The organism is Nonomuraea sp. C10 (assembly GCF_008017515.1).
Lineage (GTDB): Bacteria > Actinomycetota > Actinomycetes > Streptosporangiales > Streptosporangiaceae > Nonomuraea > Nonomuraea ferruginea.
Genome location: NZ_VPFF01000001.1, coordinates 5,099,769 through 5,115,360 on the forward strand (window position 1 = coordinate 5,099,769; position 15,592 = coordinate 5,115,360).

Annotated in this window: 16 protein-coding genes and 4 pseudogenes; 7 read left to right on the forward strand and 13 right to left on the reverse strand. The window is 68.8% G+C overall.

Features of this window, described 5'->3' with window-relative positions; translation table 11 throughout:
* Positions 1-74: 74 nt before the first annotated feature.
* Positions 75-635, forward strand: a complete 561-nt coding sequence (locus FR742_RS23545; RefSeq protein WP_187281274.1) for a DUF3987 domain-containing protein — start codon at positions 75-77, stop codon at positions 633-635.
* A gap of 733 nt (positions 636-1,368) precedes the next feature.
* Here FR742_RS23545 and FR742_RS23550 read toward each other — a convergent pair.
* From FR742_RS23550 to FR742_RS23560, 3 genes are all read right to left on the reverse strand, one after another.
* Positions 1,369-1,776: an aldehyde dehydrogenase family protein gene (locus tag FR742_RS23550; protein ID WP_148032947.1), complete on the reverse strand. Its 408-nt coding sequence runs from the start codon at positions 1,774-1,776 to the stop codon at positions 1,369-1,371.
* The gene (locus tag FR742_RS23555) at positions 1,773-2,069 is read right to left on the reverse strand and encodes a hypothetical protein (protein WP_261808701.1); all 297 of its coding nucleotides are present in this window, start codon (positions 2,067-2,069) and stop codon (positions 1,773-1,775) included. Before FR742_RS23555 ends, FR742_RS23550 begins: the two co-directional genes overlap by 4 nt.
* Positions 2,070-2,367: 298 nt before the next feature.
* The gene (locus FR742_RS23560; RefSeq protein ID WP_148032948.1) at positions 2,368-3,156 is read right to left on the reverse strand and encodes a helix-turn-helix domain-containing protein; all 789 of its coding nucleotides are present in this window, start codon (positions 3,154-3,156) and stop codon (positions 2,368-2,370) included.
* 88 nt (positions 3,157-3,244) lie between these two features.
* Here FR742_RS23560 and FR742_RS23565 point away from each other — a divergent pair, with 88 nt between their 5' ends.
* Positions 3,245-3,643, forward strand: coding sequence for a nuclear transport factor 2 family protein (locus FR742_RS23565; RefSeq protein ID WP_261808702.1), 399 nt, complete (start codon positions 3,245-3,247; stop codon positions 3,641-3,643).
* A 632-nt stretch (positions 3,644-4,275) separates the two neighbouring features.
* Here FR742_RS23565 and FR742_RS23570 read toward each other — a convergent pair.
* A pseudogene (locus FR742_RS23570) lies at positions 4,276-4,975 on the reverse strand (ribosomal RNA small subunit methyltransferase A).
* A 181-nt stretch (positions 4,976-5,156) separates the two neighbouring features.
* Positions 5,157-5,972 carry an SDR family NAD(P)-dependent oxidoreductase gene (locus FR742_RS23575; protein ID WP_148032949.1) on the reverse strand — a complete coding sequence of 272 codons (816 nt, stop codon included), beginning with the start codon at positions 5,970-5,972 and terminating at the stop codon, positions 5,157-5,159.
* 115 nt (positions 5,973-6,087) lie between these two features.
* Here FR742_RS23575 and FR742_RS23580 point away from each other — a divergent pair, with 115 nt between their 5' ends.
* Positions 6,088-6,702, forward strand: a complete 615-nt coding sequence (locus tag FR742_RS23580) for a TetR/AcrR family transcriptional regulator (protein WP_148032950.1) — start codon at positions 6,088-6,090, stop codon at positions 6,700-6,702.
* Here FR742_RS23580 and FR742_RS23585 read toward each other — a convergent pair.
* The 4 genes and pseudogenes from FR742_RS23585 to FR742_RS23595 form a co-directional block, all read right to left on the reverse strand.
* Positions 6,662-7,360: pseudogene (locus FR742_RS23585) on the reverse strand (DUF4158 domain-containing protein); the annotation flags it as partial. The gene FR742_RS23580 and the pseudogene FR742_RS23585 overlap by 41 nt on opposite strands.
* Before the next feature lie 148 nt (positions 7,361-7,508).
* Positions 7,509-7,664, reverse strand: a pseudogene (locus FR742_RS46605) (transposase); the annotation flags it as partial.
* A gap of 65 nt (positions 7,665-7,729) precedes the next feature.
* A pseudogene (locus FR742_RS23590) lies at positions 7,730-7,931 on the reverse strand (transposase); the annotation flags it as partial.
* Complete coding sequence (locus tag FR742_RS23595; RefSeq protein WP_396989663.1) at positions 7,910-8,311, reverse strand: exonuclease domain-containing protein; 402 nt, start codon at positions 8,309-8,311, stop codon at positions 7,910-7,912. The pseudogene FR742_RS23590 and the gene FR742_RS23595, both read right to left, overlap by 22 nt.
* A gap of 511 nt (positions 8,312-8,822) precedes the next feature.
* On the opposite strand from FR742_RS23595, the gene FR742_RS23600 reads away from it, so the two are divergent.
* On the forward strand, positions 8,823-9,308 hold the full coding sequence (locus tag FR742_RS23600; protein ID WP_148032954.1) for a hypothetical protein: 486 nt from the start codon (positions 8,823-8,825) through the stop codon (positions 9,306-9,308).
* A 178-nt stretch (positions 9,309-9,486) separates the two neighbouring features.
* Here the strand turns inward: FR742_RS23600 and FR742_RS23605 are convergent, their stop codons facing one another.
* Positions 9,487-11,322, reverse strand: a complete 1,836-nt coding sequence (locus FR742_RS23605) for a cellulose binding domain-containing protein (RefSeq protein ID WP_148032955.1) — start codon at positions 11,320-11,322, stop codon at positions 9,487-9,489.
* A gap of 627 nt (positions 11,323-11,949) precedes the next feature.
* On the opposite strand from FR742_RS23605, the gene FR742_RS45305 reads away from it, so the two are divergent.
* The 3 genes from FR742_RS45305 to FR742_RS45315 are packed head-to-tail and all read left to right on the forward strand — an operon-like array spanning position 11,950 to position 12,811.
* On the forward strand, positions 11,950-12,144 hold the full coding sequence (locus tag FR742_RS45305; protein WP_222709031.1) for a hypothetical protein: 195 nt from the start codon (positions 11,950-11,952) through the stop codon (positions 12,142-12,144).
* A complete protein-coding gene (locus FR742_RS45310; protein ID WP_222709032.1) occupies positions 12,144-12,338 on the forward strand; it encodes an LLM class flavin-dependent oxidoreductase in 195 nt (64 codons plus the stop codon). The genes FR742_RS45305 and FR742_RS45310 overlap by 1 nt, the downstream gene beginning before the upstream one ends.
* A 47-nt stretch (positions 12,339-12,385) precedes the next feature.
* Complete coding sequence (locus FR742_RS45315) at positions 12,386-12,811, forward strand: hypothetical protein (RefSeq protein WP_222709033.1); 426 nt, start codon at positions 12,386-12,388, stop codon at positions 12,809-12,811.
* 421 nt (positions 12,812-13,232) lie between these two features.
* Here FR742_RS45315 and FR742_RS23620 read toward each other — a convergent pair whose 3' ends face one another.
* From FR742_RS23620 to FR742_RS23630, 3 genes are read right to left on the reverse strand one after another with little or no spacing between them, the layout of a single operon-like run.
* On the reverse strand, positions 13,233-13,826 hold the full coding sequence (locus FR742_RS23620; RefSeq protein ID WP_148032956.1) for a hypothetical protein: 594 nt from the start codon (positions 13,824-13,826) through the stop codon (positions 13,233-13,235).
* Positions 13,823-14,539: a hypothetical protein gene (locus FR742_RS23625; RefSeq protein ID WP_148032957.1), complete on the reverse strand. Its 717-nt coding sequence runs from the start codon at positions 14,537-14,539 to the stop codon at positions 13,823-13,825. The genes FR742_RS23620 and FR742_RS23625 overlap by 4 nt, the downstream gene beginning before the upstream one ends.
* Positions 14,536-15,561 (reverse strand): DUF916 domain-containing protein, encoded by a 1,026-nt coding sequence (locus FR742_RS23630; RefSeq protein ID WP_148032958.1) that lies wholly within the window; start codon positions 15,559-15,561, stop codon positions 14,536-14,538. The genes FR742_RS23625 and FR742_RS23630 overlap by 4 nt, the downstream gene beginning before the upstream one ends.
* Between the last annotated feature and the right edge of the window lie 31 nt (positions 15,562-15,592).

Sequence of the window (15,592 nt, forward strand, 5' to 3'; positions counted from 1 at the left end):
GGCACGCCTACGAGCGAAATATGACGCATCTGGTCATCAGTCTGGCCGAATGGGAGCGGCCCTAGATCCTCGACTTGTCCCCAGCTGCCGCCAAGCTCGTCACCGAGTTCCAGGACGAGATCGAGCCCAAGCTGCGTGCGGGCGTCGGCGAGCTCGGCAGCCTGCGCGACTGGGCGGGCAAGCTCGTCGGCGCCGCCGTCCGCATCACGGGCCTGCTGCACCTGGCCGAGCATCTCCATGACGGCTTCCGTAAGCCCATTGTCGAAGAGATCATGCGGCAGGCCATCGAGATCGCCCGCTATTACATCGCCCACGCCGCGGCCTGTTTCGGCGCGATGGCGGAAGGTCGGCACACCGAACTCGCCGGCGATGCCGTGACCTGGATGACCAAGAACGAGAACGTCAGGACGGCCCGGCGGTTCAGCCGGCGCGATCTCCATCGCGGGATGCAGACGAAATTCAATGACGCCTCGACGGTAGGCGCGGTGCTGTCGCTACTGGACGCGCACGGCTGCATCCGCGCCCTTCCCGAGCCCTCCCCCGGATCGCGAGGCGGGCGCAGGCCCTCTCCGAAGTACGCCATCAACCCTGTTCTCTTCGGAAAAGCCGTGACAGAACCGCTACGGTGGAGATGACCTGCGGAAACGACCTGGGCAAAGGTAAGACAGAACGGTGACAGATCGCAGAGCAGTGACAGAACATCTCTCCCTCTCCCCTCCTCACCAGAGCTGCACGCGAGATTCGGGTTCTGTCATTCACAGAGTAGATTCGTCAACGTTCTGTCTCTGTTACGTCCGACGCCAAGGACCCAAATCAGAGCGGACTTCCGACGTACTGTCAGTTCTGTCATTAGCTTCAGGTCACGAGCGAAGAGGAACGATATGTGGGAAACGCCTGAATCTCGAATAACACCGAAGCGAACATCACCTTGGTAGAATCGCCTGTATGGAGGCCAGCGCCTTACGACTGGACAATTCACACACCATCCATCTGGCGGGCACCAGCATCGACCGATACGACGAAGAGCTCCCCGACCCGCACCGGCCTGTCATACGGCGATCGCAGGCTGGGACCCACGACGACTGCGCACCTCGACCGCGCCGGTGAACTGCCGCCGATGCCTGCGACTCATCGAGCGGCAGCAACTTCCAGCCATCCTTCAGGACGTAATCTTCTGACCGTTCGCGAGGTAATCGAACTGCGCGACCGGCAGACAGCCGACGAGGTCGGGTCCGACGGCGAAAGCGTCTCACCCCACGCAGGTGAGACGCTTCCGCCGTGGCAGCAGCCGTCAACCGCCGGTCCGGTCAAATCTCGAGGCGCGCATGACGCCTCACACCTTGACCAGGGTGCACACTCTCGTAGCCGTCACGAATCCCGCAAAGACGGAGAGGGTGCAGGGTAGGGAGCGGTCGGCACCCAGACCGCCTTCGCCTGGGTGTACTCGCCCAACACATCAGGGCCGGATGAACGACCCCAGCCCGAATCCCCGAACCCACCGAGCGGTGCCGCCACATGGATCGTCTTGTAGGAGTTGATCCAGAACGTGCCGGCCCGGACCTCGTCGGCGATCCGGTGCGCCCTCTCGACTGACCGCGTCCAGACCGCTCCAGCCAGTCCGAACTCGGTGTCGTTGGCCTGCCTGACCGCGTCGGCCTCATCGACGAACGTGCTCACCGCCAGCACCGGACCGAAGACCTCGGTCCGGGCCACCGTGTGGTCGGTGGTCACGTGGTCGAGCACGGTCGGCTCGACCCAGTAGCCTCCGTCGCTCAGCCCGTGCCGCGGCGGGACAGCAGCCGGTGGATGGTGGTCTTGGCGACGGCGCGGGTCTCGTCGGCGCTCTCCTTGCGGCGTTCGGCCTCAGCCGGGACCAGGGGGGCGGCCCAGTGCTTCTTGGTCTGGCACCGCAGCAGCCAGGAGGTGACGGCGGCGCGGTTGCGGTTCCAGGTGGCCGGTGCGCGTCCGCCCCACAGTTCGGTGAGCGCGGCGCCGATCTCGGCGTCGGCTACGTCGGCGAGCGGCCGTTCGCGGCCGAGCAGGGCGGTGATCTTCGGCGCGGCGCTCATGCCGGCCGCCGGGTGATGTTCGTTGAGCCGCTTCGGCCGATGTACCGGATAACGTGCCGGAGTCGCGCGTCCGAGCACTTCCAGCCATACCCCTCCACCCAGGCCGAGGCCCTTCGAGTCTGCGGCTGTCTGGAGCGTCGCGTCGGGCCACCCCGCCGACGTCTCCGATCCTGTGCTGACGCGCCTGGCCGACGTCGCGCCGGCGGTTCTCATGTGTCGCATCTCCTCCTGGCGCGTACCGCCATGACCGTCCCACCGCCCACCAGCGCTCCGTTCACTCCAGCCGCCGTCTTCCTGGTCAGAGGGCAGGTGACTGCCTGCCGGCGTCGAGTGCGGTGAAGTAGGCGGCGCTGTCGGCGTCCGTCGGGTAGTACGACTCGATCGCGACCTCGTCCAGGGTGATGTCCATCGGAGTGCCGAACGTGGTCGTCGTCGAGAACAGCCGCAGTTCGCGCCCGCCGAAGCTGAAGATCATCGGGATGGCGACCTCCGACTCGACCGGTTGACTCGCGTCCCCCGAATGGGGGGCAAGGAAATCCTCGTAGATCGCGGTGAGTCCAGGGTCGGGAGCTGTGGCGAGCTGCCGTGCGATCCGGATGCGCAGCAGCGTACGCACCTGAGCCAGGTTGACGATGTGCGGCGCGAGCCCGCGCGGGTCCAGCCCCAGCCGCACCATGTTGATCGGCGGTACCAGCAGGTCGGGGGCGACGGCGGCGAGGAACGGGTCGATGGCGCGATTGCTCATCACGATGTCCCACCGGCGATCGATGGCCAGCGCCGGATACGGCTCATGCGCGCGCAGCACCCGTTCGATCGCGTCCCAGGCCGCCGACAACGACTCCTGATCGAGCGGCCGTTCGGCATAGCGGGGCGCGAAGCCGGCAGCCAGCAGCAGCCGGTTACGCTCTCGCAACGGCACGTCGAGCTGCTCGGCCAGTCGCAGGATCATCTCGGCGCTCGGGCGGGACTTGCCGGTCTCCACCAGGCTGACGTGACGAGCCGACACCTCAGCGGCGATCGCGAGATCCAGCTGGCTGAGGCGCCGGCGATGCCGCCACTGCCGCAGCAGTTCCCCCACGGTGTGCATGGACGACGATGCTACTCATCGAGCACCCGAATGCCATGAAATGGCATTTCATCGACAAATGTCCCGGACGTCGGAAACATTGCGGCCCGTGACTACGCAGAACATGACCCACGGCAACAAGAGCATCGTCCAGCAGGCGCTGACCGCACTGGTCGCGACCGGCGACGTCGACGCGCTCGCGCCGTTGCTGAGTGACGACTTCCTCCATCACCGCCCGGACGCGACCTCCAAGACGAAGTCGGAATGGCTGGCCGCCGTGGGCGCCGCGCTCGTCCCGCTCGCCGGCATGCAGGTCGAGATCCAGCACGTGCTCGCCGACGGCCATCATGTCGTGATGCATTCCAGGCGTCAGCTGCCCGCTGACGGGCCGGAGATCACGGTCGTCGACATCTGGCGGCTCGACGACGGTCTGATCACCGAGGCATGGGAGATCATCGAGCCGACGTCCCAGGCGGCCGCCAACCTGACCTGGTGGGAGATTCGCTGATCGCCGGCCCGGCCGCAAGCCGGGCGCCGCGGCCGTGAACACCGGGGCATCGGAACGGCCCCATGCCCCACCTCAAGCCTGGGTTCTGCACCCCCTCCCCGGCCACCCCCGCCGTCGGGAAGGTCAGGGATCTCGCCGAACTGCCGCAGGCCTTCGGCCAGTGCGGAGGAGGAGATGGAGTAGCGGCCCAGGACGTCGAGATGGGCGTGACCGAGCGGGGACAGCCGACCGGCGTCCTCATCCTTGACCGGGAGGCCTCCGGGGAGGGGCGGACCGGATTTTGGTGCTACGTCGCCTGTGTCTCGGGTCCACGTCTGGTGAGCCCGCCCCTTTGACTGGACCGATCCTCTCCTCAGCCCGTTCCCCGGGCTGCGGCGGCCGGGGAACGGGCTCTCTGCGACGGCTCCTGTCGGTCTCAGCCTCGATCCGGTCGGGGGATGTCGATACCGCCGGCGCGGAGCCTCGCTTCAACGAGCGAGGCCAGGCGGGCCGCGGCGGAGTCGCGTTCTTCGCCGTGGTGGGCGATCAACCGGTAGCGGGTCGCGGTCTCGGTATGGGCTGCTGCCACAGCGATCGCTTCCGCTTAAGGGCGATGTCGCTGGAGAGCTACCGCGCCGAGGATTCAGGGCGGGTCACCAGTACAGGCGCTGCCACAGCGCCATCCACTTGTCTGGGTGAACGTATCCGACGACGGCGTCACGAGACACGCCGGCCGCCGCCAGAGCGGCGTCCACTCCTCGGTGACGCATCCTCAGCGAGGCGCGCACCGAGCCGCCGAGCCCGCTCGACCAGTTCCTGGTAGGTGCGGCGGCCGCGCACCAAAGGTTCGGGCCTACGCTCCATCCGCAGGATCGCCGAGTCGACCGACGGTACCGGCCGGAAGGACCTCCGGTTCACCGTGGGGCCGAGCCGCCAGTGGAACCATGGCCACGACCGCACGGTCACGCGGCTCCAGCGGCCGTAGCCGCCCGCACGTTTGCGGGCGTACTCGCGCTGGGTGAGCAGCGTGGCCGAGGTCAGGGACGGCGCCCCCAAGCACCAGTTCACGATCTTCGACGTCGCCGAGTACGGTATGTTCCCCACGACCGCGAACGGCCGTCCCGGCACCGGCGCGGTGGTGAAGTCGCCGTGCACCACCTCGACGCGGGGATCATCGCGTGTGCCTGCGGCCAGCCGCCGGGCCAGGCGTGGATCGATCTCGTAGCCGATCACTTGGGCGCCCGCCCCGGCCAGTGCCAGGGTCAGCGCTCCAGCGCCCGCCCCAGGCTCCAGCACCAGCCCTGCCGGGTCTGCTGCCCTGATCACGAGATCGATGGCCCGGCGGTCAGCCAGGAAGTTCTGTGAAAGCGTGCGCCGCGCCCGGTCCGCGGTGGTGCGGGCGCCGCCGGCCCTGCTCGTGGTCCGGGAGGATGGCCGGTCATCGAAGGCGTGATCGCGCGTCACCGTGCCGCCCTGCCGGGGTGTTCCGTCCCGAGCGCCCCGGCAGGCGTGCTCTGCTGGTCCTGTGGGCGGGTCATCCGGGCGCTCTGCGGCTGAGGTGCTCCCAGGCGCGGTACTTCGCGACCCGGTCCTGGAGGTCCTGCTGGACCATGTCGTAGGACGCGGCGCCGACGATGAGACGCCGCGGCGGCTCCGGCAGGTCCACCAGCTCCATGATCACCGGAGCGGCGGTCTCCGGGGCGGGACCGGCCTCATCGCCCCACATCTCGATCAGCTTGTCGCGCAGCTCCTGATAGTGCGGGGCGGATGCGGTCATCGTGGTGCCCGTGGTGAACAGGCCCGTGTCGTAGCCGCCCATCTGCACGATGGTCAGCTTGATGCCGAACTGCTCGGCCTCTCCCGCCACGGCCTCGGAGACCGAGTCGAGCGCCGACTTGCCGGCCGCGTACAGGCCGACCATGGGGAAGCCGCCGCCGGTGCCCATCGTGGTGACTTGCAGAATGCGGCCGGAGCCCTGGGAGCGCAGGTGAGGGAGCACGGCCTGGGTGACCCAGATCGCGCCGAACAGGTTGACGTCGAAGTGGGATCTGATCTGCTCTTCCGTCGCCTCCTCCAACATGCCCAGGAGCATGACGCCGGCGTTGTTGACCACGATGTCGAGCTTGCCGAAGGCCGCTGCCGCCCGCTCCACGCCCGCGAACACGGCTGCGCGGTCGGTGACGTCGAGCGGCAGCGGTACCAGGTCGCCGGGATGGCGCCGGGCCAGATCGGCGAGCGGCTCGACGTTGCGCGCGGCCCCGACCACCCGGTCGCCCGCTTGCAGCGCCGCCTCCGTGAACGCCCGGCCCAGTCCTCGTGACGCGCCCGTGATGAACCACACCCGGGTCATGGGCTCCACCTCCTCGTGTTCGGGTCCAGTGCTTACGAGACAAGACGGTACGTCTCGCCTCGCCATAACGTCAAGACGGTACGTCTCGTCTTGCAAGAGTGTTATGATTCGGCACATGGCCAAGCAGCCCAACCCCGCCCGCCGCAGTCAGCGCTCCCGGCAGGCCATCTCGGCCGCCGCCCGCGAGCTGGTTTCCGAGATGGGATACGTCAAGCTGACCATCGAGGCCATCGCGACCCGGGCCGGCGTGGGCAAGCAGACGATCTACCGCTGGTGGCCCTCCAAGGGCGCGGTGGTCCTGGACGCCTTTCTGGCGCTCAGCGAGAGCGGGCCGGAGCAGGACATGGCGCTGCCCGACACCGGCGACCTGAAGGCCGACCTCAGGGTGGTAATGCGGGCGACGGTGGCCGAGTTCGCCGATCCGGCGTTCGAGGGGCCGATCCGCGCGCTCAACACCGAGATCATCAACGATCCGGCACTCGCCGCCCAATACCGCGAGAAACTGGCCGGGCCGGTCGACGAGGCCAAGAAGGCCCGGCTGCGCAGCGCCCAGCGAGCCGGCCAACTCGCCCCTGACGCCGACCTCGACCTGGCTCTGGAGCTGCTGTACGGCCCCCTCTATCAGCGCTGGCTGCTCCGCTCGGGCCCGCTCACCCCGCAGTACGCCGACGCCCTCGTCGACGCCTTCCTCAAAGCCATGCGACCGGGCATCGGCGGTTCTGCCCACTGATCAATGTGGCCCGCCTTGAGGTCACGGCCGCCGAATCGACCATCCGCCGGTGCGGCACCTCCACCGGCAGCGGCATCACCCTCAGCCCCACTCCGAGGAGCGCCGGCCTTCGGGCACCTCCAGCAGCATCTCCAGGATCACCCGCTGCCGCGGCGACAGCACCCGCGCAGCGTGTCACAGAGACGGTCGGTGGCCTCATCCCGCACTCGGGGACCAGCCGGGCCAGCGTGGTCACACCCGGGGGCAGCACCTTGTTGGTGCGCAGCCACGTCACCCCGTCATAGACGATGGTCTTCTTGCCGTCGCCGATGTTCCATGCCCGCGCGCTCGCCCACACGATGAAATCCGCCTCCGCCTGGGAGAACTCCTTCAGCGCGTTCGCCTTGCGGATCGCGGCCTGGTGCTCGAACGGCGTGCTGCGCCGCTCGGTGTACTGGCTGATCTGCGGGACATCCTCGATCCCGAGTTGCTCGCCGAGGTACACCAGCACCTCGTCGGGCACGTCCAGCGGGTCGGTCAGAAAGCGCCCGACGTAGCGGGCTGTCGTCAGCTGGAGGGGGAAGCCGAGGCGGGCGTGTGTCCCACGCCGATCGGCGATCAGCGTTCGATCCGTGTCGTCCAGGTAGAAGAACCGCTCCAGCTCCGCCTGCGACGGAGCACCCGAGAAGCGGCCGCCTCATCATCCCTCAAGAACTCAACCGACATAGACGCCGAAGGTAGGGCAGGCCGGGCAAGCAGGACGAGCGGAAGATCAAGTAGTTAGCTGGGGATTCGCTAACGGGACTTTTCGTTCACATGCTCGTCGTCAGCAGGCCGGTGGTGTCGGTGATGATGGATCGCTTACGGCCGTTGACCTTCTTGTTCGCGTCATAGCCGCGGCTGTCACGCCCGACCGTGTCGGCGCCCTTGACGCTCTGGGAGTCGATGACGCCCGCGGACGGCTCGTCGTCGCGGCCTTACTGGCGGCGGGCCTTGATGCGCAGCTCGCGTAGCAGGGTCTCGGTCACGCCGGCCTGCTCCCACTGCTGGAAGTACCAGTACACGGTCTGCCAGGGCGGCAGGTCGGTGGGCAGGTAGCGCCATGGGCAGCCGGACCGGACCACGTACAGGATGGCGTTGACGATCTTCCTGCGTGGGTGCTTCTCCGGTCGCCCGCCGGTGTTCGGCTCGGGAAGTAAGGGCGCGACGAGTTCCCATTGGGTGTCGGTCAGGTCTGAGGGGTAGTGCTGCGGGAGCACCTGGACACCTTGACCGCTCGCGAGCTGGTCGTCACGCTGCCACACCGTACATGAACGATCTTCTCAGACACGCTCTGAGCCACGGGCACCCGGCCCCGCAACAGACCGGCGAGACTCCCGGCGATCTCCTTGAAGGTCGGCGCGTGGCGGACGCCGGCGGCGGTGAGGCCGCGGATGCGTTGCGGTCCCAGATCGCGTTCGGGGTTGACCAGGGTGCTCCATTCGCCGGTGACGAGTCCGCGCGGGTCGAGCAGCACGACGCCGACCTCGACGATCCGGTCGTGCCACGACGGGCGCGGGCCCGTGGTCTCCACGTCGATGACGGCGTATCCGGTTGGGCCGCTGGTCATTTCCCTCACCCCTTCGTCCATCAGGACGTCGCGTCCTGATGCCTGAGGGGTTGGAGTTCGGACACGGATTGTGACTATCTTGTGATGATCAGCAACCGCTCATTGGCCATGCCTTTACATCGTAGATCACCATTGGGGCGCTCCCGGACCGCGAGCTTCGACAGCTCGCCGCCAGGCGTCCCCGTGTGGAAAGTTTCACGAACACCGCCGCGCGGACGACGGTGATGACGCGGGTACGACCGCCACATCGCATGGCGTCACATGGCCTGCGACCAGCCTGTTGATCCGTGGGGCGGTATCGCCGCCCTTTTACGGGCCGTACGGAACCGCGATTCACCGCTTGTTTCGGAGCGCGGTCCCTTGTATGGGTCTGTCCAGTCCGTACCCATTGTGTGATCCTCCCCTCGACACCCGACCGGCCTCACCGACGTGCGCGTCCGCCTCACCCCGATCAGGGCGGCGCCCCTGGCGGACGGCGAGGCCGGCGGCTCTGGCGAATCTCCACAGTCAACGGCGCGAAGAGAGGGACTCCATGATCGCTGGCAACCTGATCCGCCGGGCACTGACGGCCGGCGTGATGCTGGCCACCACCGCCGCGATGGTCGTGACCATGCAGCAGCCCGCCGCCGCCTCAACCCTGACGCTCAACGCCACGGTGGACTGCCTCAACGTCAACTACTCCGGCGACACCCGCGACTGGTACGCCTCGTACGTCTCGGTCGCCTCCGCGCCTCCTTCGTACGGCGTGACGATGCCCTTCAGCTCGATGGTCGCGAACCCGGCGAACCACACGTGGTCGTTCACGATCAGCCTGCCCGGCGGCAGCACCTCGGTGAGCGTGTCGGCCATCTGCAGCGGCGGTCACCAATATGACCAGGTCGGCTGGACCAACGGACCGGCGATCAGCATTCCCTCTTCGGCCACGACCCTGACCGCCACCTGGGGCTGCTCCACCCAGCAGGTCTACCCCGGGCCCTACATCACCGGCTGCAGCGCGCAGTCCTACTCCTACAGCTGAGGCTCCTGCTTCCCAGAAGGCCGTCCGCTTTCACCGCGGGTGGCCTTCTCACATGCGGGCACGGATACCGCGCCCTCACCATCGCGCCAGTGCTGTCAGCGGCGGTGAGGAAGAACGGGTGCGGCCCAGCCCTCACTGAGACGTTCGCCGAGGGCTGGGCCGTTATCCGGTCGCGAGGTCACGCGCCGGTGCAGGTGTATCCGGATGGCAGGGCCGTGTCGCCGTTGGGGCGGCTGACCTGGAAGCCGAAGCTGGTGGTGGCTCCGGGGGCCAGCGTGCCGTTGTAGCTCACGTTCTTGGCCGTGACGGTCTGCCCGCTGGTGGTGACGGTGGCGTTCCACGAGCCGGTCAGCGTGTGCCCGGCCGGGAGCGTGAAGGTGACCGTCCAATTGGTGGTCGTCGAGGTACTGGTATTGGTGATGGTCAGCGGCTGGATCACATAGCCGGTGCCCCACTGGGTCTGCACGGTCGGCGTCGCCGAGCAGGTTTCGGTGCTGGTGCCGCGGGTGGTGACCTGGACGGTGCCGGACACCGGCGAGAGGTTGCCGGCGGCGTCCCGCGCGCGGACCTGGTAACGGTAGGTGGTGCTCGGGGTCAGGCCCGTGTCGCTGTACGAGGTCGTGGCCGAGGTGCCGACCTGGGCGAAGGTGCCGCCAGTGGCCCCGGGTGCGCGCAGGATGTCATAGCCGGTGACCCCCACGTTGTCAGTGGAAGCGGCCCAGGACAGATTGGTGCCGCTAGCGGTGGTGCCGGATGCCGCCAGCCCGCCCGGGGCGGTGGGTGGCGTGGTGTCGCCTCCGGTGGAGGTCGTGGTGAAGGTGACCGTCGCGGAGTTGCCCGACAGGTTGCCCGCACCGTCGCGTGCTCGTACGTAGACCTGGTATTCGGTGTCGGCGGTCAGCCCGGTCAGGGTGATCGAGTTGGTGGTGGACTGGCCGAGCTGCGGGTCGGTGGCGCCCTGCTCCCGGTAGACGTTGTAACCCGCCAGGCCGGAGCCGCCCTGGTCGGTGGATGCCGTCCAGGTCAGCGTGGCGCTGGTGGCGGTCACGTCGGAGACGGCGGGAGTCCCCGGAGAGGTCGGCGGAGTGGTGTCGTTCGTGCTCTGGAACTGGTTGAAGAAGTCCCACACCACTGCCTTGGTCCAGGTACGTGCGCCGTCGTCAGCGGTGGACCCGTCCACTGGACCAGGGGTGTGCCCCCCGTCGAACGCCGCCCACACGACCGGGTATCCGGATCGGCATCCCGAGTAGGCGGTGACGACGTGCGTCAGGCTGCCCTGTGCCGGCTCGGGCGGGTTTTGGGGAGTGCACCCGTTGTTCCTGACGAACGTGTCGCGCAGCGACCGGCCCTGCGAGATGTTGAGCACGTTGTCCCTGAGGCCGTGGAGCCCGATGTAGGCGATGGGCTGGGTGCCGCCGCTGCATCCGCTGAGCTGTGCGCCGGCGTAGACCGCGACCGCGCGGAAGACCGTCGCCCGGGCGCAGGCCAGGGCGTAGCTCATGCCGCCGCCGTAGCTGAAGCCTCCGGCGAACCGCTGCGTGGTGTCGACGCACAGGTCTGCTTCGATCAGCCTGATCATGTCGTCGACGAAGGCCAGGTCTTGCCCGCCGGAATTGGCCCAGCCGTTGTTCAGTCCCTGAGGGGCGACGAAGATCGCAGTGTTGTTCGCCAGTTGCCTGAGCCCGTAGTAAGACCAGGTGAATCCGCTGCTCCCGCCCGAGTCGACGTCGTTGGCGGTGCCGCCCAGCCAATGGAACCCGAAGATCAACCGGTAGGGGTTGGTGTTGTTGTAGTTGTCGGGAATCCTCAGGATGAAGGAGCGGGTCTGGCCGCCGCTCTGGATCGTATGCGTGCCACTTCTGAGTGTTGGAGTCTTGCCGCATCCTGGCGTCGTGGCGGCGGCGCTCGCCGCACGGGACGTGGTTTCGCTGCTGCCCAGCGCCGTACCACCCGTGGCCACCGCGAGAAGCACCGCCGCGATGACAGCGGCGAGGACGGAATTACGCCGTATCATCACTCACCTGCCTGTGGCACCGCCGGAAGGGACGGTGCCAGGGCGTCAGTTAGCGTTAACATGAGCTGAATCAGTCCTCTCATCCGTGCGGAACTGGCGTAATGGGAGGGCACGGCGGAAGAACCGCGTCATCGTTCACATCGCTTTGCCGCGCCCGTTCCTGCCGATGGTGGTGCGACGGAGCAAATACGAGGCATGCGGGTCCCGTCAAGGCGCGGTTCGCTCCTCTGAGGTGACGGGCGGCGCTCCCATGCCGTTTTGCTGGCACGTATCACGTCGTTCAGTCCGAAAACATAGTGAAAATTTCAGGGCAAGGCTCCCAGGAAGCCGTGAGGCCGAATTCAACCCTTCCCTGCCTTTGACCGCGCCGCTTCCAAAGCCCTGGACGAGAAAGCGGGCTCGGCTCGTCGGCCCTCGGCTACGACGCGACGCAGGCAGGAGCCGATAGGCGCTCGCCACCGCGTGTGCGGTGGATCACATGTCGGGGATCGTGTCACTTTCGCAGCCTCACGCCTTCTCAAGGGTTATGGGAACACGTTCCGCTGACATGACCGCATCTCATGCTCTCGGGCGCGATCGCTGCTTGTCCCGCCGACGTATGCGCCCAGCGGACGACACGCTGTCATGATGTCGAGAAAGGTAACCGCCGGGCTCCGCGCCGGAGGCTCCCCGGCGCCCTCGTCCGGCGAGACCGCGCTCGGCCTGCCCGCGACTTCCTCATCTGCCCCCGACGGGGTCGTCCTGGCGGTCAAGTACGGCAAGCGCGCGAGCGACCAGTGGTCCGTCGACGAGCTGCTGCGCCTTGCCGCGGAGCGGGCGTGATGGCGCTGAAACCCTTCCGCATCGGTGTGGCGCTGAGCGCCGCCGCCGATCGCCGCGACTGGATCGAACAGTGCCGCACGGCCGAGAGTGTCGGCTTCGACACGATTTCGGTCGTCGACCACCTGGGCCGGCCCGCACCGTTCCCGGCACTCATGCTGGCCGCCGAGCACACCACGCGACCGCGTCTCGGCTAGCCGCAGGACGGCCGTCGGCCACCCCTGAGCGGCTCGCCGAGCTCGGCATGCTCTACCCCACCGGCGCCGAACACGCCGACATCATCGCCATCACGGGCGCCGCCAGCAGCCGCTACGGCAAGGTCGGATTACCCGCCTTCGCCGGCGCGCCCATGATCGCCGAACGCGTCGCCTTCGTACGGGCCGCGCTCAGCTTCCGCCAGGCACAAGTGGAGCTGAACAACGGGATCCCGGCGATCATTGTTACGAACGAGCGACAGGCGGCGATGTCCAAGCTCCAGCACTTCGCGCCGGACGTCCCGCACGACGAACTGGGCGACGTCCACGGCTGTCTCGTCGGTACGGCGGAGCGGATCGCCGACAAGCTGCAGCAGAACCGCGAGCGCTACGGGTTCAGGTACGTCACGGTTCTCCAGGGAGGGGTGGGAGACGGCATGCGTGCCATGGAGCCCGTTATCGAACTACTCCGCTGACCTGCTCGAATCTCGGCTGCCGAGCTCAACGCCCTGGCGCGGTGTGTGCTCCTGCTCCAACTACCAACACGGCTACTTCACCCCGCCCACCTCGTCTACCGCCCTCCTGAGCGGCCACCGGGCACCAGCACGCCCTCCACGAGACCGATCCCCGCCGGCTGCCCACGCCAGCGGGTGGAAGATCTGCCGAGAGGGGACCCCACCGCCGACACGTACTTCATGTCCGTCCCGCCTTCAACAGCTGGCCAAGATCGGCGCCGACGCGGCGGGCGGCGTCACCAGAGCGGGCTTCACCTCAGCGGACCTGGCCGGACGCGAGCAGGCGAAGTGATCGGGCGAGCGTGCCCGCTCCCCGGTACGTCTCGTTCACCCCGCCCTGCCCGGGCTGAACCGCACGGCCGCGACCGGCCCGCGAGGTCCGTCAGTGTCCAGCGCCCGCGCGGGTGTGGCGCCGGGCGAAGACGATCCAGGCCGCGACGGCGGCCAGCGCCGCGAGGACGATGACGCCTATCTTGAGGGGAGTTCCCGTCGCGCCGTCGTCGTCCCCCGCGGTCGTCGCCGCGGCGGCCCCGTTCCGCGCGGGCGCCGTCGCCCGGCTCGTCTGGTCCGATGCGGGAAGGGCCTCGACAGCGGGCGTGGCGGCGACCACGCCCGCCTTCACCCGCACCATCGTCTTCGCCTTGGACGGTTCGGTCGCGGTCACGGTGACCCGCCACTCCCCGCTCGGCAGCGGCTCGGCGGAGTGGTAGAGGTTCTGGCCCTCCGGCGCCGACCTGAGCGGCACCGGCCCGAAGGACCGGCCGTCGGCCGAGGTCGCCTTCAGCGTCGCCGCGACGATCTCCGTGACGGGATGGCCGTCCTTCTTGTATGTCACCAGCACGTTGACGTTGTCGGCGCCGTCTCCTGTCACCTCCAGCTTGATCGGCCCGCCGTGGGCCGCGGCTGCCGGTGCGCCGAGCACCAGCGCGAGCCCGGCCAGCAGGACGGTGAGGACGTAGGCCGGTGCCTTTTTCACGGTTGGTGGCTCCCCTCGGGTTCGGTGTCGGGGGTGAGCGCCCCTTCGCCGGGTGATGTGGGCAGGAACACGTGCTGGTGGCCGTAGCCGGCGTCGATGTTCACGGCGTCGAGGGCGGTGGCCCCGATCGACCAGGTGAAGAGCGCGTCGGCGCGTTGCCGTGCGGCCAGGTCGAGGGCGGCGGCGCGGGCCGGTCCTGTGAGGTCCCGCGCCATCGTGTAGGTGTCGACGGTCGTGGCGAACTGCCGCGCGGCGGAGGCGAGACTCGACCGCGCCACGTTGGTGGCGGTCTCGCCGGACGGCGGGTCGGCGAAGCCCTGGACGGCCGCGGCGGCGGCCTGCCGCCACTTCTCGACGTCGGCGGCGGTCACCGCGACAGGTCCCGCGGCGCCGTCGCCGGGCAGGGCCAGGGCGAGCCCGTCGAGCACGGGGAGGAGCCGGGTCCGCGTGCCGCGGGCCAGCTCCGTCAGGGTCCTGATCTGTGTCCGGTCGCGCAGCGCGGACTCGGCGCGGAGGCGGTCGGCCGCCTGCTCGATCGAGCTCGGCCGGGTCACGCCGAACACCACGCCGCCGGCGACGAGCGCGCCGAGCGCGAACGCGAGGGCGAACGCGAGGGCGAGCACGCGGCCCCGCGCCGCGGGCCGGGCCGGGGCCGGCTGCCTGGGTCGGTTGATGGTGGCCACCTCCTGGGGGCGGTTGCCGAGGGCGCTCACGCCTCCTGGGACGCTTCCTGGCGGGCGAGCATGATCAGCTTCTCGATGCGCCTGCGGCGCCTGGCGGCGTTCAGCCGGATGGCGAAGAAGGCGAGGACGAGGAGGGCGAGGGAGCCGAGCTGCGGCCAGGGCAGCGCCCACACCGTGGTGCCGACCGCCGCCCGCTGGGCGGCGACGCCGGGAAGCGGCTCGCCCACGGGCGAGGGGACCGCCATGACGGTCGTGCCGATGGGGCCCAGCGGCCACGCGCCGGGCACCCGCGCGACGAACGTGCGGCTGCCGCCCGGCATGAGCTCCCTGGCCCTGGCCGCGGACGGGTCGTTCCAGCCGCTCTCCCCCACGAGCGTGGACGTCAGCACTTCGTTGTCCGTGACCAGCCGGACGTTGCCTTCGTTGGCCACGGTGTAGGTCACCTCGACGGATCCCGCGGCGAACGGGTTCCACGAGCCCACGTACTCGGCCCGCACGCCGGTCACGGCCACCTTGGCCACGTAGTCGCCGGTGACGCGGATGTTCAGGCGGACGCCCACCCGGTTCTGGACCCGTACCTGGCCGGAGACGGTCTCCAGAGACGCGGTCACGCCCGCGGGGTGGTCCCCCGGCGTCGCGTTCCGGGGGATCGACACCGTCACGGGAACGACGGACGTGGCCCCGGCGGCGATGGTCACCTTCTCGGGGACCGTGATCCAGGCACCGCCGTCGGTGGGCTCGGCGTCGGAGGGCAGCATGTCGAAATAGCCCTTGGAGGTCAGGTAGCCGTCGTTGGCGTCGATCGCGAAGTCCACCGGCTCGGTGGAGCGGTTGATGACCGCCACGTGCTCGACGACCTGCTGGCCTCCGGCGAGTTCGAGGTCGATGGCGCTGCGGCCGTCGGGACCGTCGGCGCTGGCCGGCACGACCGACCAGGTGGTGTCGGCGCCGGACGGGGTGGCGAACGCCGCCATGGCGGCCAGCAGCGCGACGCCTAGAGCGGGGAGGACGGCGAGGCGGGCGAGGACGCCTCGCGGGCGGCTTGCGGTCAACAGAGGTCTCCAGTCTCGTCGTGGCCGTCCG

Bases quoted from the DNA above. Each gene is read 5' to 3' on its own strand.
- FR742_RS23555 (WP_261808701.1), bottom strand. From the start codon at position 2,069: ATGAGCGCCGCGCCGAAGATCACCGCCCTGCTCGGCCGCGAACGGCCG.
- FR742_RS23560 (WP_148032948.1), bottom strand. From the start codon at position 3,156: ATGCACACCGTGGGGGAACTGCTGCGGCAGTGGCGGCATCGCCGGCGC.
- FR742_RS23575 (WP_148032949.1), bottom strand. From the start codon at position 5,972: ATGACCCGGGTGTGGTTCATCACGGGCGCGTCACGAGGACTGGGCCGG.
- FR742_RS23580 (WP_148032950.1), top strand. From the start codon at position 6,088: ATGGCCAAGCAGCCCAACCCCGCCCGCCGCAGTCAGCGCTCCCGGCAG.
- FR742_RS23595 (WP_396989663.1), bottom strand. From the start codon at position 8,311: ATGGACGAAGGGGTGAGGGAAATGACCAGCGGCCCAACCGGATACGCC.
- FR742_RS23600 (WP_148032954.1), top strand. From the start codon at position 8,823: ATGATCGCTGGCAACCTGATCCGCCGGGCACTGACGGCCGGCGTGATG.
- FR742_RS23605 (WP_148032955.1), bottom strand. From the start codon at position 11,322: ATGATACGGCGTAATTCCGTCCTCGCCGCTGTCATCGCGGCGGTGCTT.
- FR742_RS45305 (WP_222709031.1), top strand. From the start codon at position 11,950: ATGTCGAGAAAGGTAACCGCCGGGCTCCGCGCCGGAGGCTCCCCGGCG.
- FR742_RS45310 (WP_222709032.1), top strand. From the start codon at position 12,144: ATGGCGCTGAAACCCTTCCGCATCGGTGTGGCGCTGAGCGCCGCCGCC.
- FR742_RS45315 (WP_222709033.1), top strand. From the start codon at position 12,386: ATGCTCTACCCCACCGGCGCCGAACACGCCGACATCATCGCCATCACG.